Origin of the sequence: Kitasatospora sp. NPDC002227, from assembly GCF_040296285.1 — a bacterium.
Taxonomy (GTDB): domain Bacteria; phylum Actinomycetota; class Actinomycetes; order Streptomycetales; family Streptomycetaceae; genus Kitasatospora.
In genome coordinates this window covers 1-21888 of the sequence record NZ_JBEOWY010000063.1, presented here as the reverse complement: position 1 = coordinate 21888, position 21888 = coordinate 1, and the positions used below count along the sequence as shown (strand labels likewise).

25 protein-coding genes are annotated in these 21888 nt (G+C 70.3%); 24 read left to right on the top strand and 1 reads right to left on the bottom strand.

Annotated features, from left to right (window positions below; translation table 11 throughout):
* Nucleotides 1–38 precede the first annotated feature (38 nt).
* The 12 genes from ABT095_RS34595 (at nucleotide 39) to ABT095_RS34540 (ending at nucleotide 12575) form a co-directional block, all read left to right on the top strand.
* Nucleotides 39–437: a hypothetical protein gene (locus tag ABT095_RS34595; protein ID WP_350533545.1), complete on the top strand. Its 399-nt coding sequence runs from the start codon at nucleotides 39–41 to the stop codon at nucleotides 435–437.
* On the top strand, nucleotides 437–868 hold the full coding sequence (locus ABT095_RS34590; RefSeq protein ID WP_350533544.1) for a hypothetical protein: 432 nt from the start codon (nucleotides 437–439) through the stop codon (nucleotides 866–868). The genes ABT095_RS34595 and ABT095_RS34590 overlap by 1 nt, the downstream gene beginning before the upstream one ends.
* On the top strand, nucleotides 865–1137 hold the full coding sequence (locus ABT095_RS34585; protein ID WP_350533543.1) for a hypothetical protein: 273 nt from the start codon (nucleotides 865–867) through the stop codon (nucleotides 1135–1137). The genes ABT095_RS34590 and ABT095_RS34585 overlap by 4 nt, the downstream gene beginning before the upstream one ends.
* Before the next feature lie 212 nt (nucleotides 1138–1349).
* Complete coding sequence (locus ABT095_RS34580; RefSeq protein ID WP_350533542.1) at nucleotides 1350–1577, top strand: hypothetical protein; 228 nt, start codon at nucleotides 1350–1352, stop codon at nucleotides 1575–1577.
* A 150-nt stretch (nucleotides 1578–1727) separates the two neighbouring features.
* Nucleotides 1728–2240, top strand: a complete 513-nt coding sequence (locus tag ABT095_RS34575; protein ID WP_350533541.1) for a phage tail tube protein — start codon at nucleotides 1728–1730, stop codon at nucleotides 2238–2240.
* A gap of 11 nt (nucleotides 2241–2251) precedes the next feature.
* Nucleotides 2252–2857, top strand: a complete 606-nt coding sequence (locus ABT095_RS34570) for a hypothetical protein (protein WP_350533540.1) — start codon at nucleotides 2252–2254, stop codon at nucleotides 2855–2857.
* Nucleotides 2858–2883: 26 nt separating this feature from the next.
* A complete protein-coding gene (locus tag ABT095_RS34565) occupies nucleotides 2884–3174 on the top strand; it encodes a hypothetical protein (protein WP_350533539.1) in 291 nt (96 codons plus the stop codon).
* A 6-nt stretch (nucleotides 3175–3180) separates the two neighbouring features.
* The gene (locus ABT095_RS34560; protein WP_350533538.1) at nucleotides 3181–7353 is read left to right on the top strand and encodes a phage tail tape measure protein; all 4173 of its coding nucleotides are present in this window, start codon (nucleotides 3181–3183) and stop codon (nucleotides 7351–7353) included.
* Nucleotides 7350–8249 (top strand): phage distal tail protein, encoded by a 900-nt coding sequence (locus ABT095_RS34555; protein ID WP_350533537.1) that lies wholly within the window; start codon nucleotides 7350–7352, stop codon nucleotides 8247–8249. Before ABT095_RS34560 ends, ABT095_RS34555 begins: the two co-directional genes overlap by 4 nt.
* A gap of 7 nt (nucleotides 8250–8256) precedes the next feature.
* Nucleotides 8257–9183 carry a hypothetical protein gene (locus tag ABT095_RS34550; protein ID WP_350533536.1) on the top strand — a complete coding sequence of 309 codons (927 nt, stop codon included), beginning with the start codon at nucleotides 8257–8259 and terminating at the stop codon, nucleotides 9181–9183.
* Nucleotides 9184–9186: 3 nt separating this feature from the next.
* Entirely contained in the window at nucleotides 9187–10257 is a 1071-nt protein-coding gene (locus ABT095_RS34545) for a hypothetical protein (protein WP_350533535.1), read from the top strand.
* A 2-nt stretch (nucleotides 10258–10259) separates the two neighbouring features.
* Nucleotides 10260–12575, top strand: coding sequence for a hypothetical protein (locus ABT095_RS34540; protein WP_350533534.1), 2316 nt, complete (start codon nucleotides 10260–10262; stop codon nucleotides 12573–12575).
* Nucleotides 12576–12817: 242 nt separating this feature from the next.
* Here the strand turns inward: ABT095_RS34540 and ABT095_RS34535 are convergent, their stop codons facing one another.
* Nucleotides 12818–13258 (bottom strand): hypothetical protein, encoded by a 441-nt coding sequence (locus tag ABT095_RS34535; protein WP_350533533.1) that lies wholly within the window; start codon nucleotides 13256–13258, stop codon nucleotides 12818–12820.
* 236 nt (nucleotides 13259–13494) lie between these two features.
* On the opposite strand from ABT095_RS34535, the gene ABT095_RS34530 reads away from it, so the two are divergent.
* The 12 genes from ABT095_RS34530 to ABT095_RS34475 form a co-directional block, all read left to right on the top strand.
* Nucleotides 13495–13854, top strand: a complete 360-nt coding sequence (locus tag ABT095_RS34530) for a hypothetical protein (RefSeq protein WP_350533532.1) — start codon at nucleotides 13495–13497, stop codon at nucleotides 13852–13854.
* A 60-nt stretch (nucleotides 13855–13914) separates the two neighbouring features.
* Entirely contained in the window at nucleotides 13915–14691 is a 777-nt protein-coding gene (locus tag ABT095_RS34525; RefSeq protein ID WP_350533531.1) for a peptidoglycan recognition protein family protein, read from the top strand.
* An 83-nt stretch (nucleotides 14692–14774) separates the two neighbouring features.
* Nucleotides 14775–15026 carry a hypothetical protein gene (locus ABT095_RS34520; RefSeq protein WP_350533530.1) on the top strand — a complete coding sequence of 84 codons (252 nt, stop codon included), beginning with the start codon at nucleotides 14775–14777 and terminating at the stop codon, nucleotides 15024–15026.
* A gap of 283 nt (nucleotides 15027–15309) precedes the next feature.
* A complete protein-coding gene (locus ABT095_RS34515; protein WP_350533529.1) occupies nucleotides 15310–15924 on the top strand; it encodes a hypothetical protein in 615 nt (204 codons plus the stop codon).
* 75 nt (nucleotides 15925–15999) lie between these two features.
* Nucleotides 16000–16257 carry a hypothetical protein gene (locus tag ABT095_RS34510; protein ID WP_350533528.1) on the top strand — a complete coding sequence of 86 codons (258 nt, stop codon included), beginning with the start codon at nucleotides 16000–16002 and terminating at the stop codon, nucleotides 16255–16257.
* A 74-nt stretch (nucleotides 16258–16331) separates the two neighbouring features.
* Entirely contained in the window at nucleotides 16332–16685 is a 354-nt protein-coding gene (locus ABT095_RS34505; protein ID WP_350533527.1) for a hypothetical protein, read from the top strand.
* Between the two features lie 28 nt (nucleotides 16686–16713).
* Nucleotides 16714–17784 carry an AAA family ATPase gene (locus ABT095_RS34500; RefSeq protein WP_350533526.1) on the top strand — a complete coding sequence of 357 codons (1071 nt, stop codon included), beginning with the start codon at nucleotides 16714–16716 and terminating at the stop codon, nucleotides 17782–17784.
* A 59-nt stretch (nucleotides 17785–17843) separates the two neighbouring features.
* Nucleotides 17844–18974 carry a PD-(D/E)XK nuclease family protein gene (locus ABT095_RS34495; RefSeq protein WP_350533525.1) on the top strand — a complete coding sequence of 377 codons (1131 nt, stop codon included), beginning with the start codon at nucleotides 17844–17846 and terminating at the stop codon, nucleotides 18972–18974.
* 50 nt (nucleotides 18975–19024) lie between these two features.
* Nucleotides 19025–19951 (top strand): hypothetical protein, encoded by a 927-nt coding sequence (locus ABT095_RS34490; protein ID WP_350533524.1) that lies wholly within the window; start codon nucleotides 19025–19027, stop codon nucleotides 19949–19951.
* Nucleotides 19952–20199: 248 nt separating this feature from the next.
* Complete coding sequence (locus ABT095_RS34485; protein ID WP_350533523.1) at nucleotides 20200–20862, top strand: hypothetical protein; 663 nt, start codon at nucleotides 20200–20202, stop codon at nucleotides 20860–20862.
* Nucleotides 20855–21046, top strand: a complete 192-nt coding sequence (locus ABT095_RS34480; protein ID WP_350533522.1) for a hypothetical protein — start codon at nucleotides 20855–20857, stop codon at nucleotides 21044–21046. Before ABT095_RS34485 ends, ABT095_RS34480 begins: the two co-directional genes overlap by 8 nt.
* 174 nt (nucleotides 21047–21220) lie before the next feature.
* The coding region (locus tag ABT095_RS34475) for a DNA cytosine methyltransferase (RefSeq protein WP_350533521.1) at nucleotides 21221–21888 on the top strand (668 nt) is incomplete at its 3' end.

Here is a 21888-nt window from a genome sequence, read left to right as displayed (position 1 = left end):
CGCCCGTTACTGTCCGTCGCGGCTCCTAGGGTCGGACCATGACCCCCACCCTTCCTGATGAGTCGAGCCATGTCCGGATCGTGGCCGACGGACCAACCGCGCACCTGGAGATCGACGGCCGCGACGTGGCATCGCAGGTCCAGGCGTACCCCCTGAGCCACCGAGCCGGACAGCTACCGGAACTGGCCATCCTGCTCCAGCCGACCACCTCGGACGAATGGGAGGGCCTGACGCGCGTGGCCGTCGGTGAGCCGCCGGACCCCGGCCCGGCCGCAGCTGCCTTCCTGGGAGCCATCGACGCCGGCGAGCTGGAGCGGGCTGTTCTCGGACGCCACGACCTGCTGGATGGCGGGCCGGGCGAATACACCCGCGCGCTTCTCGCGCAGCTAACGGAGTGGGCAGCCGGGAACTGGGCAGCCCTGGACAAGGTGGACTGATGGCAGCGAACCCGCACCCTAACGCCCACCCCGCGGCCGGGGCCTACAGCAATGGCGCCCAGATCGCGGCCCAGCTCGAAGCACGGGCGGCCGCACTGCTGCCCGCTGCCGTGTCCGTCGTGCGGCACCACGCCATGCTGCTGGAGACGGCCATCAAGGCCAACGCATCCGGGCGGCCCGGACCCAACGCGCCCACAGGCGACTACCGGCGGAGCTGGACCCACGAACTACAGGTCACCGCCGCAGGGGTCGAGGCCGTCGTCGGTACCGCGAAGCCGCAGGCAGGGCGCCTCGAGTACGGATTCGTCGGGCCCGACATCATCGGCCGAGTCTTCCATCAGCCGCCATATCCCCACGTTGGACCAGCAGTTGAGAGAGTCGCGCCGCTGTTCCTCGCGGCCATGGGGCGGATCGCCGAGGTGGGCCGATGAGCCAGCTCACGGACGACATCCACGAGGCCGTTGCCCGAGTCCTGCAAGCACACGGCGCGGGTCTGCTCTCCCGCGCCGTTCTCGTGATCGAGGTCCTCGACGAAAAGGACGGCCAGCTCGGACTCTACGTGGAGGCATCGCCAGCCGACATGCCGGCCTGGGACAGGGCCGGGATGATCCGCTACGCCGACATGGACCTCGCCGGTCGCATCACCGCCGATCGCGTAGCCGCTGAGGACGAGTGCGAAAACGGAGAGGAAGACGAGTAACCATGGCTGTGCAGGGACGAGTTGTGTCTCTCGCCGTGCAGGGAGCTCTCTCTTCGGCGACCGGCCGAAGCTGCGGGTACGGCACCGCGCCGGGCGCTGGCGACAAACCGACTGGGGCGACCATCCCGTACTGCGTGCTCTACCCGCTGGGCGGCACCAGCTCAGGGCCTCCGTTCGGTGACGCCGACGGGGACGCCCGAATGCTCTACCAGGTGACCAGCATCGGCACGACCGCCGAGCAGGCCGAGTGGATGAGCGACAAGGTCCGGTCGGCGTTGCTGGCCAGGACGAAGACCGGGGCGTTCGCCACGGCAATCCCGGTGGCTGGCCACACCATCGTGGGGCGAGAGGTCGACAAGGAGGACGGGGTCACCGTCGTGAGCGGCGTATACAGTTACGTGCAGCGGATCATCCTGCATGTGACCACGCCGGACACCTGATCCGCCTCGCAGTGCCTCACCGTGGAGACCCAAGCACGGACGCCCGGCCGCCGGCTCGGGCTGACTCCCTGATCGCCGGTGGGCGGTCTGCCCAGGGGACGGGTCTCCGGTGCATCCGGGTCGGCCGTGTTCCCGGATTGCGAGTCAAGCGTGGCATCCACGCAGCAGCGGTTCATGCGCCGCGGTATCACCAAGGTCCTGTTCCTCAAGACGATCGCGGCGGCGACCAACGTCCCGACCCGGGCTGAGCTGAGCCCGGGCTCGGACCTCACCAAGAGCGCGGTCGACCTGTCCCGGCAGGTGTCCGACGTCGAGGGCTGGTCCCTGGAGAACTCGCCGATCGAGACCCCGGACCTCGGGTCGCGGTTCAGCACCAGCATCCCCGGCGAGGACAAAGCGGCCAGCAGCTCGCTCACCTTCTACGAGGACCTGGCGGCGGAGACGGTCGAGACGCTGCTGTCGAAGGACGTCGTCGGCTACGTCGTCATCCTGCGCAAGGGCGACATCCCGCAGTCCAAGTCGATGGACATCTTCCCAGTGCGGGTCGGCTCCCGCGCGCCGAGCTACAGCACCGGCACCGAGCCCGCGAAGTTCAAGGTCTCGTTCGCGATCACGGACGTGCCGACGCTGGACGCGGCGATCCCGGCCGCCGCAGCAGGCTGAGGGGAAACCTGATGACGACCCATCACGAGCCGCCGCCCGCCGCCGTTCAGCGGGACGCGCACTGGCGGGCCAAGATGGCCCGCCTCAAGGCCCGCAAGCTGCCGGAGCGCCCGGTCTCCTTCTGCGACGACGACACCACGAAGCAGGCTGTCACGGACGCGACGATCGCCCTGGTGACCGCCCGGGCTCAGGCCCGGGCCGCTGCCGGGGCCGCCAGTGTGCCGGAGGCAGAGCAGGACGGGTGGGTGGAGCAGCAGCCGCAGGTGGTGATCGCACGATCCGTGCTGGCCACGGCGGAGCACCGGCTCGCGGAGGTGACGGTGGAGCTGACGTTCCGCGCGCTGCCGAGGCCCGCATGGGAGGCGCTGCTGCTTGAGCATCCGCCGACGGAGGAGCAGGCCGACCGGGGCATGGAGTACAACCCCGAGAGCTTCCCGGCCGCGCTGATCTCCGCCTGCCACGTCGAGCGGGACGAGGACGGCACCGAGGTCGAGGGAATGAGCGCCGCCGAGGCGCAGGAGCTGCTCGACGAGTGGTCGGACCCCGACGCGAAGGCCCTGTTCACGGCGGCGCTGCTGCCCAACCAGAAGCTGCGGGCCGACCTGGGAAAAGGCTGATCTCCGACCCGCAGTTCAGGGCGGAGATGGAGCTCGCCGACCGGTACCGGATCCCGCACTCGCAGCTGATGGGCGCGGGGTCGGGACGCTGGTCGGCGCTGGACCGAGCGAAGGCGATGGCATTCGCCGCGTACCGGCGACAGCTGTGTGAGAGCTGTGGCACCAGGGCGCAGGAGTGGGAGCAGGACCGGTTCGCGTACGTGGCCGAGACGCACCGCTGTCCGGGGTGCGAGCTGGTGGAGATGGAGCAGGACCAGGTCCCGCGGGGGCCTGACGGGCGTGGGGTGAAGATCGGGCTGCGGCCCAGAGCGGAGTGATCCGGCGTGGCCGGCGCCTACACCCTGTATGTCCAGCTCCAGGCGGGGCTGGCCGGTCTGACGGCCGGACTTCGCGGAGGTGCGCAGCAGCTGCGTTCCTTCGATGGCCAGTTGAACGGTACGCGTGCTGCCCTTGAGCGGGTGGAGGCCGCCGCAGAGCGGCTGGGGCAGGCGCAGGCCGCCGCAGCCGCGCAGGCCGTCAAGTCGCAGGCGGCGGTGACGGCGGCGCTGGACCGCACTGCCACTGCGGAGAACACGGCGGCGGCGACAGCGGAGCGGGCAGGCCGTGCCCAGGCGGTGGCGGCGTCGGCCGCCGCCCGCGCGCAGGCCGAGCAGACAGCCGCCGTCGAGGCGTCGACCCGTGCGACTCGGGCGCAGGAGCTGGCGCAGACGATGGCGGCTCGCGCTCAGGCTGCCACCGGGGCCGGTGCTGCCGCCGCGCAGCGCACGGCCGAGGCTGCTGCCGCATCGGCCGTGCGCGCCGGCCAGGCGCAGACCGCCCAGGCGATGCGGGCCGTCACGGCGCAAGACGCTGCCGCCCGGGCGGCAGCTCTCGCCGAGCGCACCAGCACCACCGCAGCTGCTGCCGCCACGGCTGCCGGTCAGGCCCGCTCGGCACAGGCGTCGGTGGAGGAGCGGGCGGCGCAGCGGGCGGTCGCGGCCAGCACGGCGGTCGCCCGGGCGCAGAGTGAGGCGGCGGCTGCCGGGGAGGCCGCGACGGCCGCTCGGGTCGCCGGGTTCGTGAAGGGCGGGCTGCTGCTCGGAGCGGTCCTGGCCGCTGGAGTGGCCGGGTCGATCGCCCTGGAGAAGGAGATGGCGAACGTCCTCACCATCTCGAAGGCGATCGACGGGCGCAGCGTCGGGGCGTTCGCCGACCAGATCGTCCGGATGTCGACCGAACTTCCGCAGAGCGCACGGCAGTTGGCGGAGGGCCTCTACCAGGTCGTCTCGACCGGGTTCGACGGCGCCGAGGCGATGACGATCCTGCGGGTCGCGGCCCAGGGGGCCTCGGCCGGACTGACGACGACGGAGGTTGCAGCTCGGGCACTGCTCGGGGTCCTGAAGGCGTACGGCCTGCCGGCCGCCGCCGCCGCTTCCGTAATGGACATCATGTTCCAGACGGTCAACAAGGGCGTCATCAGCTTCGAGGAGCTCGCGCAGCAGCTCGGCGACGTGGTGCCCATGGCCGCCGCCGCTGGCATCAGCTTCAGCGACATGTCGTCGGCGCTGGCGGCGATCACCCTAGCGGGCATCCCGGCGGCCGAGTCCGCGACCGCGCTGAACATGCTGATGACCCGGCTGATGAAGCCGACGACCGAACTCGGCAAACTCATAGGCGACTTGGGCTACGAGTCGGCGGCCAGTGCTGTCCAGCAGGACGGCCTTTACGTCGTCATGAGCAAGATCAACAAGGCGACGGGCGGCCAAGCCGAAGCGACCGTGCAGCTGTTCAAGGACATCAGGGCCACGCGGGCCGCGCTCGCGCTGGCCGCCGCCGACGGCCAGAACTACGCCGACTCGTTCCAGGCGATCAACACCGAGGTACAGCGGGCCGGGGCCACCCAGAAGGCGTACGCCCTCCAGATGGACACGGTGAGCGGGCAGTGGCAGCTCTTCCAGAACCGGGCGACGGCCGCCGGGATGGACGTCTCCCGCGTCCTGCTGCCGGTCCTCCAGGAGCTCGCCCACGACGCGGGGATCGTCGCGGGAGCCTTCGGTGACCTTCCCGGACCGGTGAAGGAGGGCGTCGGGGTGCTGCTCGCCATCGGCGCCGCCGCACTGATCGGACGGGCCGGCCTCGCACAGATCAGCGCCCAGCTCGCCGCGTTCCGTGCGGCTGCGGCCGACGCGGCGGCGGGCGGCTCCGTGCTGCCCGCCGTCCTGCGCGGCACCAGCCTCGCCGTGTCCGGCCTGACCGGGCTGCTCGCGATCGGTGTGCTCGGCTACGCCGCGTACTCCGCCAGCAAGCAGCAGGCGAAGGCCGTCACCGACGACCTGACCGCGGCGCTGCGCCGCGAACGGGAGGAGCACGACACCGGCGCCGGCCTGCGCGCCCTGGCGGAAAGCCTCGCCAACTCCGACGACATGGCCAAGCTCCGCAAAGCGGGGCTCGACTTGAACGAGGTCGTGGACGCCCTGGTCAACGGCGGCGACAAGCTCGCCGCCCTCAACGACAAGCTCGACCTCGGGAAGATGAAGTCCTGGGACGCCAACCTTGGCGCCTACGACACGAGCTTCGACCAGGCGAAGAAGGTCCTCAAGGACCGCTCGGAGTCCTGGTCGGCGGCGGTGAAGGCCGCAGCCGAGTACGCGGACGCGATGAACATCGTCCAGTCGAAGATCGACGGGGTGGTGCGCGGCCCCGGCGGTCTGTGGACGCTGGAGAAGCTCATCCCCACCGACAAGAACGGCGCCCCGAAGTACACCGACGAGATGAAGGCGCTCGCCAGGTCGATCGGCGACATCGTCAGCCCCACCGAGGCGTGGAAGGCTGCCCAGGACAGGGCCGGCGCCTCCACCAAGGCCAGCGGCGTGCAGATCGACCTCGCCAAAGCCAGCATCGGCCAGTACACCGACGCCTTGCGCCAGCAGGCCAGCGCCTCCCGGGACTTCCAGCGTGACCTGGACGAGCTCGCCCGGGCTGGGTACGGCCCGCTCGCGGACCACTTCCGCGAGCTCGGCGCCGCCAGCTCCGGACTTGCCCGTGATCTCGTCGCCAACCTTAAGAACGGAAAGACCGGCGCAGCTGAGCAGCTGAACGGCCTGGTGCAGGCTACCCGCGCCGGGCTGGACGACTACCTCGCTGAGCTGCGCCGCCAGCTTCAGGCGCAGCGCGACTTCCAGAACAACCTGTCGGAGTTGGCGATCGCTGGGTACGGCGATCTGACCAGCCACTTCGCGACGCTTGGAGTGAGCGCCGCGCCGATGCTCGACGAGCTGGTGAAGCAGCTGAAGTCCGGGAAGAAGCAGGTCGCCGACGAGCTGCAGGCGATCGTCGCCGAGGACGCCGCCCGGAGCCAGGACACCTTCCAAGCCGGACTGGAGCAGCTGCCGGCTATCGCCGCCCGCTACGGGGACGCCACCGCGCGGGCCTGGGCCGCCGCCGCGCAGACCAACGACGCCGCCGCGTTCGGAAAGGTCATGCAGACGATGGCCGTCGACGACATGACGAAGGCCGTCCGCTCGGGCACCGCGTCGGCACGTACCGAGATGGCGGTCGGGCTGAGCCTGGTCACCCAGGTCGCGCAGGCCAAGGGCCTGGACGCCGCCCAGAACTTCGCGCACGCGCTGCTTGCCGGCGACATCGAGAATGCGCTGACGACCCTGCAGACGATCTGGGGCAGCAAGCAGCCCATCACCCCACCCGACCTGACCAGGGTGGTCGGGGCGTTCAAGGACGCCGGGGCGAGCGCGAACGACCAGTGGTCGGCGATGCTTGCGCTGATCGCGCAGGTCTCCAAGGAGAAGGGCGCAGAGGCAGCGCAGTCGTTGACGAAGGCGTTGCTGTCCGGCGACATGGCCAAGGTGCAGGCCGCACTGGACTCGGTCGGCGCCTCGGTGCGAGCCATCCCCGGCCAGAAGACCATCCAGGTGTCCGTCAACGCTCCGGAGTCCGTGACCATCCCGCTGTATTTCCGCCGCCAAGGCGACCGGGTCCGGGAGGAGATGGAGCGCCAGGCCGACGGCTCCCTGCTGTCGTTCTTCGCCACCGGCGGCATCGCCGGGCAGCGAGAGCAGCACGTCGCGCAGATCGCCCCGGCCGGGGCCTGGCGGGTGTGGGCGGAGCCGGAAACCCAGGGAGAGGCGTACATCCCGCTCGGCTCGTCGAAGCGGGCACGGTCGAAGGCGATCCTCGCCGAGACCGCGGCCCGGTTCGGCGGCCGGGTCGTGTACGGGCCCGAGCAGGGCCACCTGCCCGGGATACGGCTGGCCGACGGTGCTGTCCTTGGTTCCACCACTCGTACCGGCATCGCCGCCGGTGGCCGTGCGGCCGGCCTGGTGAAGCTCGTCGCCGCCCGCAGTGGGGCGCCGACGGTCGTCGTGGTGCGCGACGCCGCGCCCCGCCCGCTGGTCGGGCAGATGCCGATCACCGTCACCGGCAGCAACCTAGGCCCCGACTCGGTGGCCGACGCGGTGATGCGCGGCCTGCGCGCGGTCCAGCGAGGTGGCCGGGCATGAGCATCGACCTGAGGGACTGGCAGTTCGACCTCGGCGGCATCGCCATGGGCACCGGCACCGACGTGCTGCTCGAGGACATCCAGGGGATCGGCCTGCCGCCGCTGCGCACCGACGCGGTCGAGATCCCCGGTGAGGACGGCCTGTTCACCGGCCAGGACCTGTACGGGGCGCGGGTGCTACGCCTGATCGGCGGAATCCGCGTGCCGGGCGATCCGGGCGCGGTGCTGGACCGGCTCGCGCAGCTCGAGGTCACGTCGTCGGCGGCGTGGATCACGCAGCGGCCGGGGGCGCTGGCGGTGCTGCGGGCCCGGCGGCCCGGCCGGGCGGCGCGGCGCCTGTACGGCCGGGTGCGCCTGGTCGACGCGGTGAGCGTCTCCCGCGCAGTCCACGGCTGGCTGCCGTTCGAGATCGAGTTCTCCGCGACCGACCCGTGGTGGGCGGCCGACGATACCTCCGGAGTCACCCTGTCGCTGGACGTCTCCACCACCCGCGAGGGCGTGACGGCTCCGCTGGTGGCGCCGCTGACCACCGGCGTCGCGAACCCGGACACCCGGCCGGGCTGGCTCCTGCACGGCGGCGACCGGCCGTCCTGGCCGTCGGTGCGGATCGCAGGACCTGTCACCAATCCAAGGCTGTGGGTCGTGGAGACCGGCCAGGCGCTGGAGCTCCAGCTGTCCCTCGGCGCTGGGGAGTTCGTGCAGATCGAGACCCGGCCGGGCACCCGTACGGTGCTGCGGAACGGCACCGGCAACGCGGCCGGGCAGCTCACCAGCTCGTCGCGGCTTGATCGCCTCCGGGTGCCGCCAGGCCGCTCCGAACTGCGGTGGACCGCCACCGACTACACCAACACAGCCCGGCTCCAGATGAGTTGGCGCGACTCCTATACCAGCCTGTGAGGCAGATATGACACTCATTCAGCCCCCGATGATGGTCCACGGCGGCACCCACCCCGCGCGGGCGTTCCGCATGATGGTGCGCGATCTCGCGCGCGGATCCCAGGGCGTGACCGAGGGCAACGACTTGAAGGTGAGGCCGACCGCAACGCCGGGTGCAGCGGTGCGGGTCGGCGATGGCTCGGCGATCGTGCGCGGCGCCACGTTCGGGCAGGGCTGCTACACCCAGTACAACATTGGCGACGCCGCCGTGCAGGTCGCGCCGACCGCCGGCACGGGCCGAACGGACCTACTGGTGCTGCGTGTTGAGGACCCGGAGTACGAGGGAAGCCGCAACCCCGCCGTCGACCAGATCGGCTACTTCCAGGTCATCCCGAACGTGTCCGCGACGGCCACCACCCCGCCGCAGGGAATGACCGCGATCCCGCTCGCTCGGATCACCCTGCCGCCGAACTGCCAGACGGTCACCGACGCGATGATCACCGACCTGCGCTCGATCGCCAACCCCCGCCGCTCTCGCCGGATCTTCACGGGCTTTCCGAAGAGCGACGACAACTACACCGCGGGGCAGAACACGCCGTGGCCGCTGGCCAGTCAGTGGCGGATCTGGATTCCCGACTGGGCGACACAGACCCGCATCATCCTGCAGCTGAACGCGGTGCAGGTCATCGGCAACGGCGTGTGGGCACTTCAGGGCTTCCAGTTCGGCGCCCTGACGGGAGAGACGGTCGTCATCGACAGCGCGATGGACTACTCCCAGCGCATCAACGTCGTATCCGCCGACACCCTCAACATCCCGGCGGACCACCGCGACACCGTGCAGACGCTGCGCAGCCTGATCACCCGCTCCCCGGGTGACGGCGGCCAGGGTCTCCTCCAGGCCGACGTCGCCACCACCATCGTCGCCGACGTCGAGTTCGAGGAAGGGGTGTACTGACCGGTGGCGTCGTACCGGTACATCGTCCAGCACGCCCTGACCGGGGAGATCCTCAGCTGGAACCTGCCTCTCGGCGAGGTGGAGTTCGGACCGGAGCTCAACGGCCCCGGCCGTCTGTCCGGGGTGGTCGAGCCGCGCCTGCCGCTGGAACTGCCCGGCGAGGGCCAGGCTCTGCTGTACGCGGAGCGCGACGACCAGCTGATGTGGGGCGGCCTGATCTGGCAGGCCCGCCCGGTCGGAGGCCGCTACCCGCTCGAAGCCTCTGGCTACTCCTCCTATCTGACCCGCCGCCACGACCTGCACGGCAACCTCGGCGGGCGCGGCCCCTACGTCGGAGCAGATCCGGCCAAGGTGATCCGCGACGTGTGGGACTACTGCCAGAACGTGCCCGACGGCAGCCTCGACGTGCGGGTCGACGCCGCTTCCACCGAGGTCACCGTCGGCACCACCGAGCAGCCGTACGCCACGAAGGAGTGGGAGGCGCCGGTGCTGGCCGGCGTCGTGCGGGACATGACGGCCGTCGACCGGGGTCCGGAGTGGACCGAGCGAACCCGGTGGGTGGACGGCCGGCCGCAGCGCACCGTCATCGTAGGCTGGCCGCGCCTCGGCAGCCGCCGCACCGACCTCAGCTTCACCAGCGGCGTCAACATCGTCGCGCCGGTGCCGCTGGTCCTTGACGGCGACGCCTACGCACAGGTCGTGGTCGGCCTCGGCGCCGGCGACGGCTCCGCGAAGATCCGTACCGTGGACGCCGTCCGCGACTCCCGGCTGCGCATGGAGTACGTCCTTGACGCCCCCGGTGAGCGGAGCCGGGACCGGCTCGCCGCCCGGGTGCGCACCGAACGCGCCCGCCGCCAGCAAGCGGCCGGGCCCGCCGAGATCACCGTCGCCGACCACCCCGCCGCCCCGATCGGCTCCTGGCAGATCGGCGACGACGTGCGGGTGACCATCTACGACCAATGGGCCGACTTCGACGGGTGGCGCCGCATTACTGCCTGGACGCTGCGCCCCTCCGACGGCGGCCGCGAGACCGCGGTCCTTCAGCTGTCGGCCCCCTACACCACCGGAGAGTGACTGTGTCCACCCCCACCGGCCAGCTGGTCCGCCGGATCGCCGACCTGGAGCGGATCGTCGCCGAACTGGCCCGCTCCTCCCGCCTGTCGCACTCGAGCGTCGACGACGGCGCGCTCACCGTCACCTCCGACGGGCGGCTGCGGGCCGTGATCGGCCAGCAGCCCGACGGTACCACCGCCGTCACCATCGTCAACGGCCCACCCCCGCCTCCGCCCACGACGCCGAGCGCCCTGCCCGCGCTTGGCGGCGTCGCCGTCACTTGGGACGGAGGCTTCCTCGACGGGCAGGTGTGCCCGCTGGACTTCGCCCGCGTCGAGGTCCACGCCGGACTCACCGCCGACATCACGCCCAGCCCCGCCACGCTGGTGGCCACCATCGAGTCCCCGCAGGGCGGCCGGGTCCTCGTCCCCACCAGCGTCCCCATCACCGCCCTGCTGGTGGCCCGCTCCACCTCCGGCAAGGCGTCCGCCTCCTCCGGGAAGGCGAGCGCCGGCCCGGCCAAGGTGGTCGCCGACGAGGTCCTCGCCGGGATCATCGGCGAACTCCAGTTGGCCGACAAGGCCGTGACGGAGGCGAAGGTCGCCGCCGGGGCGATCGACAGCGCCGCCATAACGGACGCCGCCGTGACCGCCACCAAGATCGGCCAAGCTGCCGTCGTCGCCGGCAAGCTCGCGGCCGACTCCGTCACCCCGGGCACGGTCGCGGCCGACACCATCACCGCCCGGGAGCTCACCGCCGGGTCCGTCACCACCGCCGAGCTCGCCGCCGGCGCGGTCACCACCGATCGACTCGCCGCCGGCGCGGTCACCGCCGGGCAGATCACAGCCGGGACGATCACCGCACCGCTGCTCGCGGCCGGGTCGGTGACCGCCACCAAGATCGGGGCCAACGCGGTCGCGGCGGGGAAGATCGCGGCCGACGCGATCACGGGCCGGGAGATCAAGGCGCTGTCGGTAACCGCCGACAAGATCGCCGTCAACAGCATCACGGCCGCCCAGCTAGCTGCCGGGGCGATCACCGCCGACGTGCTCGCCGTCGGCACCGTCAACAACTACATCCCCGACGGCAGCTTCGAGGGGCCGGTCGGTGCCGCGCTCGCGGCCGGCGGCGGCCCGTCCTGGTCCATCGCACAGACCGGCAACGGCTCGGCCCGGTCCCTGCGGGTCGACGCGACGGCCCCGGCAGCGACGGCGAGGAGCCTCACGCTGGCGACCGTGCCGGTGCGGCCCGGTGACCAGCTGCTGCTGCGGTTCGACTACCAGGCGTCGGTGGACTGGAGCGGCGGCGCCATCAAGCTCTACGCGAGGTGGACGGACGCGACCGGCGCCGTGCTCGCCTACAACGCAGCCCAGACCACCACCCCAGTCCTGGGGCCCACTTGGCAGAACCTCACGGCGACGGTGACCGCGCCCGCCGGGGCGGTCAGCGCGGCGATCGTCGCGGAGAGCTGGCAGGCCACAACCGGGTCCGTACTCTTCGACAACTGCGAGACCAGGCCCGTGCTCGGCCAAGTGCAGATCGCCGACGGCACCGTTACCGCCAGCAAGCTGAGCGCGGACGCCATCAACGGGAAGACCATCACCGGCGTCACGATCTCCGGCGGCACCGTGACCGGTGGGATCGTCCAGACCGGCATCTCCGGCGCCCGGGTCGTCGTCAACCCCGACATCTCGTCGATCAGCGGCACGAAGATGCCCGCGGTCCTGCTCTACACCGGCATGGCGGCCGAGACCAGCCCGGGCACGATCTTCGCCGAGCCGAAGGCCGGGCGGCTCCAGCTGAAGAGCCCCACGTTCTCCGGCGGCACCGCCTACCTCGACCTGAACTCGCCGACCTCCTCGGGACGCGGCCACATCGAGATGGGCACCGGAGACGCCTACGCCCCGAACGTCTGGATCGGCGGCGACTCCCGCAACATCCAGCTCACCCTCTACCCCGCCGACGGCAACGGAGCCACCACATACACCCTCACCGACAAGGCGCTCACGGTGAGCGCCTGGAAGCCGGTCAGCCTCGCCAGCGGCATCACCCAGCTCGGTGGTTGGCAGACCGTCAGCTACCGGCGCATGCCGGACGGCACAGTCTCACTGCGCGGCATCGTCTCAGTGCCGGCCACGCTTGCAACCGGCGTGCTCGGCACCATCCCCGACCCGGCGTGCCGACCGAAGATGGGGGAGCTCTTCGCGGTGGCCACCAGTAAGGCAGTCGGAGCGCAGCTCTTCATCAACCCGAACGGCAACATCGAACTCTGGGGTTCCACCGCGCCGGTGGGCGGCTGGGTGTCCTTCGGGAGCACCCACTGGTCATGTATCGACTGACCGTCGGCAGACGCTCCAGATGAGACGGCACGCCGCTGATCGGCGCCTGACCTCCCGGCGGTAGCTGCCCGGGAGGCCCGGCGACGCCAGCGGAGCGGTCGGCGCCTGTCGGTTTCGGCAGCACCCACTGGTCCTGTGTGAACTGACAGTCCCCGACCGCTCTCGCCGGGCCCGGCTCATCGGCGGCTGTGCCGGCGCTGTCGCCGTGCGGCGCAACCCGGCGGTCGGCGCTTGCCGGTGGCTCAGTTCAGGTACTGGATGGGGCTCTGCAAGCCTCCGGACTGGAGACCGTCGGAGGTGTGGAAGCCCTCCTCCACGAGGTACGCGCCGGGAGGCTGGTAGCCGAAGGTGACGTTGTTCAGGTCAGAGCAGTTACCAGCGGCGCCGCCGTGGCAGTACTCGTTCTTCTCGGCCACGAAGATCCACTTGTTCTGCGGGTTCAACACGTACAGGTCGATCCAGGCCGAGTAGAGGGGGCGGCTACCGGAAAGGTAGAGGCTCGCGTTGATGTTGGTGCCGCTGGCGCTGATGCAGGGCTGAACGCCGACGTTGGCGACGGGAACGGCCCAGGCGCGGCAGCCGCCGCCAGTGGAGGCGCTGGCGGAACTGACACCGGCAAGAGATGCGCCAGCGGCGATCGCGAGGGCGGTGACGACGCGCGCTGTTATGGCGAGCTTCTTCATCTGTATGGTCCTTCCGGTGGCTGATTCGCCTCTCGCGGCCCTGGCCGAATGCCTGGGCCGCGCCGCTTAGCTTGGAGGAACCCCCTTACCGATCGCTTACACCGTGATCACGTCAAGGCGGTTGAAGCTGCGCCTGGTTGCTCAGCTGTGACGACGTACCGCCTCCCTTTCGCCCGGGACGGCTCTGGCCGTAAGATCGTTGCAGCGGCGCGGGGCCGTCGAGCAGGAGAACGCCCGTGACCGTCCCGCCGAGCTCCGAGCCCACCCTGTGGGAGTTGCAGCGTGGGCTGGAGCGGATGCGCGAAGACCAGCGCGACGCGATCACCGCGCTCCGTGATGACCTACGCGGCGAACTCCGTGACCTCGCGGTCCGGTTCGACCAGGTCGTGACCAAGGACGTCTACCTCGCCGACCGACGTGTGCTGGAGCAGCGCGTCAGCGTGGTCGAGCGGGACCTCGCAGCCGAGACCCATCTCCGGGAGGAGACCGAGGCTCGAGCTGTGGTCCAACGGCGTTGGGCGGTCGGGGCGTTCGTCGCCCCGCTGGCCGTCGCCGCTGTTCAGGTCTGGCTCATCTCGAAGGGCGCTGCTCCGTAGGAGCGCCCAGCAGTTCGTTCCATCCCAGGCAGGCGCGGGGGAGAAGCAGGACGCGCAGCCTTGCAGTTCGTCACCCGCTCCCAGTGGGGAGCACACCCGCCGAAGGACGACTTCACCCCGATCAGTGGCACTCAGGGGGTGAAGGTCCACTACGAGGGCACTCCCGTGCCGGCCGACCTCGCGGGGGCCGACCAGCACGGCCGGTGCGCCGGTCGGATGCGGGACCTCCAGGTATCCCATCAGGCCAACGAGCAGGAGAAGTACATCGACATCGCCTACTCGGCGGCGGTCTGCCCGCACGGCTTCGTCTTCGAGGGCCGTGGCGTGCACCACCTCCAGGCGGCCAACGGGCCCGGCCTCAACTCCCAGCACTACTCGGTGTGTGCGATGGTCGGCGATGAGGGTCTGACCATCCCGACGGACGCCCAGCTGGGCGGTGTCCGTGACGCGATCGAGTGGCTGCGCCGCGACGGCGGTGCTGGCGAGGAGATCCGGGGCCACCGGGACGGCTACGCCACGGACTGCCCGGGCGGCCCGCTCTACCGGTGGGTGCAGGCCGGGGCGCCGCGCCCGGGCGGTACCGGCCCGGCTCCGGCTCCGCCGCAGTCCTACCCGGCCTGGCCGGGACGGTACCTGCGCAACTACACCGAAGGCGGCGACGTCCGGACCATCCAGGGACGCCTGTCCGAGCGTGGGTGGACGATCACGGTCGACGGCGAGTACGGCCCGCAGTCGGAGCGGATCGTCCGCGAGTTCCAGGCCGACAAGGGGCTGGAGCAGGACGGCGTTGTGGGGCCCGTGACCTGGGCCGTCGCGTGGACGGCACCCATCACCTGACCTGGGCGCGAGCTTCACCCCTGGCTCCACCCGCTCGCCCTGGCCGTCGCCGACGGCCAGGCCCTGACAACCGAAGGGCACCCGTGTACGTCTCCCTCATCCGCACCGGCATCCCGGCGCTGGTCGGCTGGCTCGTGGTCCTCGCGGCCCGGATCGGCCTCGACCTCGACCCGGCCGCGCTGGCCGGCGTCCTCGCCCCGCTCGCCGGGTTCGTCTACTACAGCGTGTTCCGCTTCGCCGAAGTGCACCTGTCCCCGGGGTGGGGCTGGCTGCTCGGCTACGCCCGGCCACCGCAGTACCCGCAGGACAAGGCCGAGCTTCCGCCCACACGCTGACCTCTGCCTTCCCGGGGGCGAAGGCACGGCGTACCCGGGCCAGGCAGTGCAGCGGCTGCGTCGCCCACGAGTAACCCGCCCTCGATGCAGAGGGCGCGCCGAAAGGGGTCGCAAGCTCATGTAGCCGCCCGCAGAAGAGGGTTAGGCCCCCATCCGTCACCGGGTGGGGGCCTGACCTCTTGGAGAACTCCAGGCTACCAGCCCGCGCTCCAATCTCATGGCCCTGCGTTGCGCATAGAATCAAGCTGTAGCTTGCTGTGCTGACGACGGGACGGTGCGTGGCGTGAAGCCTCTGCTGGCAGGGAAGAGCGAGTTCGGAGCCGTCTACGGGGTGACGGCGGCGCGGGTGTCCGAGTGGGTGACCCGCGGCGTTCTGGACTACTCGCACGCGCGGATCATCTCCGGTTCGCCCTACTGGCTGCTCGACTTCGTCCGGAGGTTCGGCGAGACGACCACCCGCTCGAAGCCGGTCGACGAGGCCGCTCTCGATGCTCTCGTGGCGTCGCAGCAACCGGCCAAGTGGGAGTCGGAGGTGGCGAAGCTGCCGGCCCTGGCCGGCCAGCAGGAGGTCATGGCGATCTTCGGACTGGAGCACGGGACGCTCGTGGACCAGGCGCAGAAGCGCGGCGCCTGGCCGGCGGGGGACTGGCATCTGTCCGGCTCGCACCTGTGGCTCCTCGACACGGTTCTTGCCGCAGCCGAGCTCGTGGCCGACGATCCGACGGCGAGGCCCTGGGCGTCGGCCGAGCTGGAGCGGGTGCGGCACAAGCCGCTCGCTCGCGTGTGGAAGCCGGACATGACGGTGGTGAAGGAGCTCCGAGAGGGCACCTATGAGGGGCCGGGCTCCAAGATCCTCCCGCGCGGCAAGGCCGCCAAGAAGGCTGCCCCGGGCGAGTAGGGCAGTGGACAACTCCAACAAAGGCGCATAGAATTAAGCCATAACGCGAGAGGGTCTCGCTGTATGGAGGTGGCTGTGCGCATCAACTTCCGGCCGGGCATCGGTCCTGTTGTCACCATCAGGGGGCGAGACCTCCGCGTGGTGATCGACGCGCTCGACAGTCACGCCAAGGAGGGCGAGGGGGTGCGCCGGCGTGCCTCTGCCCTCCTTGGCGAACTGCGCCAAGTCGAGCCGCAGATACCCAAGTTGCTGTGCAGCTGTGGCGCTCTTCATCACCCCGACGACTGCCCCACGGCGGCCCTGCGGAGGGCGGGTGTGGCTGATACGCCTTGATCAATCCCACCTTTTGCGTCAAAGATAGGTGACAACTTAGCGCAAGGTTGTGCACCTTCTGAGGGGGAATCGTCATGCCCGGCAACCAGCAGCCACGCCTACCCGGCCTCGAGGACATCGAGCACCTGGTCTTCCCCGACCACGAGCCGAACGCGTCCATCCAGACCCGCTTCGAGGCTTTCCATGCGCTGAACCCGTGGGTGCTGCGCGAGCTGGAGCGCCGGACCGCCGAGTGCGTCGACAACGGCTGGCAGCGAATCAGTATCGGGATGCTCTTCGAGCTCCTGCGATACCGCTACGGCCAGGCCACCCGCGGCGACGAGTTCCGCCTGAACAACAACTGGCGCAGCCGCTACGTCCGGCTGCTGCTGGAGCGGCACCCGAACTGGGAGCCGCTGTTCGAAACCCGCGCCCTACGCGCGGCCTGAAGCGACACGACCTCTTGGAGAGAGAACCGTGCCACCCAAACTTAAGAGCAGGAAGCCCACCGGCATCGTGCCCTTCCCTCTCGTCCTGATCGAAGGCGAGGAAGGCGCCGGCAAGACCTACAGCGCCGCCCAGTTCAGCGCCTCCGAGCTCATCGGCCAGATGTACTGGATCGACCTCGACGAGGGCAGCGCCGACGAGTACGCGGCCATCCCCGGTGCAAACTACGAGATCATCGAGCACGACGGCACCTACCGGGACATCCTCGAACAGATCCAGGCCGTCTACTACGAGGCCCGTGAAGCCGCCACCAAGCGCAAGTCGCCGGTGGTCCTGACGATCGACTCGGTCAGCGCCCTGTGGCGGATGCTCACCAACTGGACCCAGGAACGAGCCCGGCGCACCCGCAAGAACAGCCAGGCACTGGCCACCGACCCCGACGCGGCCGTGGACGTCGCGATGAACCTGTGGAACGACGCCGTGGACCGGTGGTCGGCCGTCATGTACTACCTGCGGACCTTCCCCGGCATCGTGATCGTCCTCGCGCGCGGCAAGCAGGTGAGCGCGGTGGACGACAACGGCAACCCGATCACAGGCCGCAAGGAGTGGAAGGTCGTCGGTCACAAGGACCTCGGCTTCGACTGCACCGTGTGGGTGCGGATGCGCCGTGGCCAGGAGACCGAGGTCGTCAAGGTCCGCTCGCTGCGCATGGCCGTCAACCCGCGCCGCCCTCTCCAGATCCCCGAGTTCAGCATCGAAGACCTCGTGTTCAACCGGATGGGCTGCTCGGTGGAGTCCCAGCCGCGCGTCATGCCCGAGCTCGCAGGAGACCGCACCAAGCCGTGGCTTGCCAAGGTCGAGGCCGCCAAGGACAAGGACGTGCTCGCCGAGCTGTGGCGCGACCTGCGCCCGGACAAGTCCGGCCTTACCGAGCAGGAAGCGAGCACCGTCGCAGCCGCCATCAGGCGGCGCGTCAGCAAGCTCGCCGAGCCGCAGCGTGAACTCGACGACCAGCCTCCCGGCGACGCCGAGAAGCTGCGCGCTGCCGCCCAGCGTGCGGCGGACGCCGAGTTCGCGGGCGACGAACCCGCCGACGGCTGACCCCCAGGGGCCCGGCCGCCCGAGCGGCCGGGATCCTCGACCTCTTGGAGAAGAGACTCATGATCCTTTCGCCTGCCCACTCAGCGCCGTCCATCTGGACAGCCGCCGACCTGGCCGACTCCCGCCGGCCGCGATCGCGCCAGACCCGGCTCGGCGCCAGTGACACCGTGTGCGAGCGCCGTGCCGCCTATATCCTCCACGGCCACCCGCGCACCGACCATGTCGTCAGCCCCGCCGCGATCCTCGGCACCTACATCCACGCCGGTCTGACCGCCGCCGCGAAGCAGGAGTTCGGCTGGCTCGTCGAGCGCAAGGTCGCCGATACCGCCGTGAGCGGCAGCGTCGACATCGTCCAGCTCGACGGCGCGACCGCCCGCAAGCTGCCCACGCGCCTGCGCCCGAAGGCACCCGCCGACGCCGTCACCGTCGAGGACATCAAGACGAAGACCGTCTGGAAGTGGGACGACGTACTGCGCTACGAAGCCACCGAAGCGGAGCTGCGCCAAGTCCACCTGTACGCCGACCTTGTGCGGACCCAGGGCTTCGAGGACCGGGACGGGCAGCGGGTCCTCGCCCGGCTCGGACCGGTCGACGTCCGCCAGATCCGCCTGCGGTTCATCTGCCGTGACAACGGCGAGGAGCACGTCCAGGAGATCGACTTCGACCCGCAGCGCGCCGAAGAGGCCCGCTGGTGGCTGGACCGCGTCGCGGAGACGAAGAGCCCGGAGGACGGCCGCCGGGACTTCAACGGGCCCGGTCTGGATACGGTGTGCGACTTCTGCCCGTTCGCCTCGGCCTGCTGGGGCCTGCCAGCACCGGGGCGGCCGGTACAGACCACGCTGATCCACGACGACAAGGACGTGGAGCAGGCCCTGGTCGACTACGTCGAAGCGCACGGGCCGTTCTCCGCCAGCAAGCGGGTGAAGGACCTGGTGCGCAAGATGGTCGACGCGTCCGCCGAAGGCCGGTACGGGCCGAACGTCCTCAAGTGGAGCGGTGGGAACCCGGTGGAGAAGCCGGACCTGGCGAAGATGATCGAGCAGTTCGACGATGCCGGTCTGGCCATCCCCCAGATGCCGGACGAAGCGAAGATGGTGAAGATCCTCACCGCCGCGGGCCTGGCCGTACCGATGCGCGAGACCAGCCGCCGCAGTCCCCGCACCATCCGCATCGTCCCCTTCCGCGAGTGACCCCTCCCGGGGACCGGGGAAGTGCACGTTCGAACTGCTGAGGGGACCTGTTGAGCATCCACCTGATGATCGTCGCCGCGTACCTGCCGGAGGACGTCGTCAACCCGACCCAGAAGCTGGCGCTGATGAAGATCTGCGACAGCGCCGACGACGAGTCGCGACTTGCCCGGCCGGGCATGGTCCGGCTCCGAGCGTGGACCGGGGTCGGTCGCACGCGGGCCACCACCATCGTCACCGAGCTGGTGGAGAAGGGGCTGGTCGAGCGGGTGGAGCTCGGGCGGCCCGGCCGGGCCGCGCTCTTCCGGGTGTTCCCGCTGGGCTTGCCCAGCATCCCCAGCACGGAGGAGCTCAAGGCCCGGCAGGCAGCTGCGGACGCGGCACCCAAGAACGCCGCCAAGGCACGGAAGGGCGTGAAGCGGGCGGCCCCGTCCGCGCCGGCCCGCACCTATGCGGACGTTGAGGCTCGCAAGGCGGCAGCTCGCGCCGAGCACCCCGAACCTGGTGGGTTCCACCACGGGAACCCACCAGGTGACGAAGCGGATGTTCCACCGGTGGAACCCAACGAGTTCCACGCGCGGAACCCAGCACGTTCCACCGGTGGAACCCTGTCCTTTCCTGTTCCTTCCTCTGCTCTTCCTCACCCCCCTACCCCCGCGGCTGGCGCCACGGGGGAGCCCGCTCCCGCAGCTGACGACACGATCGGTCCTCCTGCTGCGAAACCGAACGGCTGCCCGACGCACCGGAAGACAGCGAAGAACTGCCGGGCGTGCGGCACCAGCCCGAGAGCCCAGCGCGCGAAGCAGGAAGCCGAACGCAAGGACGCCGAGAGGGCCCAGGAGGGGCAGTTCTGGGAGAGGTGGCACTCCGAGGCCGATGCGCGGCGGGACCAGGCGGAGAAGGGCGCCCAGGCCCTCCAAGCGGCCAAGCAGCGGGCGCGCGCGGTGGCAGCGGAAGCGCGAAGCCGCTCACAAAAGTAGGTAACAACTTTGTGAAGTTCTCGAAACAGGTGGAGTGGATGACCTTGAGCATATAAAATTAAGACATAAGCGAGAGGGTCTCGCTCGCTGGATCACTGTCGGGCCCGTCGGCCGGAACGGTGCCCCGCCGGGCGGGGAGCGGTTCCGCCGAGGCGGTGCCCGCCGGCCTGCCCGGAAGTGGATCCAGCCGCCAGAAAGTAGGCGACAACTCAATGAATATCTCGGATCAAAACCTCTTGGAGAACACCGTGAGCCTCGCCCCCATGCCCGACCACCGCCGCGTCGACGACCCTGACTGGCTCCGCCTCTTCAACGCCTACGGCCACATCATCCGGCCCCTGCGTGAGCGCGGCCTCGTCACCGACTTCGAGGTCTGCGGAGGAAACAACCTCATCGAGGTCGCCCTGCCCGACGGCAGCCACCTGGTGATCGCCAGTGACGAAGACCTGCCGAGCGACCCGAGTCAGGTCAAGGGCTGGCACGTCCGCCGCCACCACGACGACAACCCGACCATCTCCGACGTCATCTACGACTCGACCCTCACCGGCAGTGACTGCCTCAACCGCCAGCTCCGCTCCCCGCTCTTCGCGGCCATCGACGGCTACCTGGGAGTGCGCGGACTGACCGAGTCGTGGCGCAGCACCATCCAGCCCGCCGTCGTCAAGCGCCAACACATCACCGACGACGGAACGCCCCGCACCCCCTCGCTGCGCCCGTACGTCGGACGCGAGTACGCCACGCACGCCTACACCGTGGAGCACGAGAGCGCCTACAAGGAGGGCTGGCACCGGATCTGGGCGCACCCCAGCCGCGACTGGCCCCGGAGCATGTGGCGGCGCGGCGACAGCCTGCTCCTCCTCGGCGTCACCGCCACCGAGTTCGCCACCGGCGCGGACACCGACCATGGCTGAGCCCGAGCCCCAGGCGCGCCGATGCCACGGCCTCGTCGCCCACCCGACCACCAACGCCGAGCGCGACGAGGCCGTAGCCGCCATCACGGAAGCCCGCCGCACCAGCGACACCACAGGTCTGCTGATCAACCTGAGCCGCCTCACCGGCGCCAGGAGTTGCCCGGCCAACGCGGAGCAGCCGTGACCACCGACCTGGCCTTACTCACGGTGGCCGCGCTCAGTGCGCTCGCCTGGACGGCCCTGGCCATCGGCGACGCCGTCGCAGAGCGCCGAAGCCGGCGAACCGGCCACCCCCGCTGAACCACCCCGCCCGGCCCTCGCGGGCCGGGCACCCATGGCCTCTTGGAGAGAGAACCCAATGTCCCTGACCGTCATCGACTTCCTGTGCGGCGCCGGTGGCAGCAGCACCGGCCTCGTGGAATCCGGCATGGAACTGCTGCTCGGAGTGAACCACTGGAGCCTGGCGTTGCAGACCCACGCCGCCAACCACCCCAAAGCCGACCACCTCCTCAGCGACGTCGCCGACATGCGCATGCGCTACCTGCCCAAGGCAGACGGCTTGTGGGCCAGCCCCATCTGTACGGAGCTCAGCCCCGCCGGTGGCAACGCCACCGAACCGCCGGACAACAACCAGCTCGACCTCTTCGGCGAGGACGAGCACGGCTTCAAGCAGCTCCCGAAGGAAGCGTTCGAGAAGACCCGAGTCACCGCCTGGTGCACCGTCAGGGCCGTGGAGGCCCGCGCCGGCAGCTTCAAGTTCGTCATCCTCGAGAACGTCCCCGACTTCGTCATGCGGTGGAAGCTCTTCCGCGCGTTCGTCTCGGCGATGAGCGACCTCGGCCTCCAGCACCAGGTCGCGAGCCTCAACTCGGCGCACATCGGCGACGGCGACAACCTCTCCGCCCCGCAGTGGCGCGACCGCATCTACGTGGTTTATCTGGACAGCTTCGAGCTGTGCGGCGGTGGGTTCCCCCGATCAGGGGTCACCCTTCCGAGGACGGCCTCGTCACTTCTTTGTCACGGGAT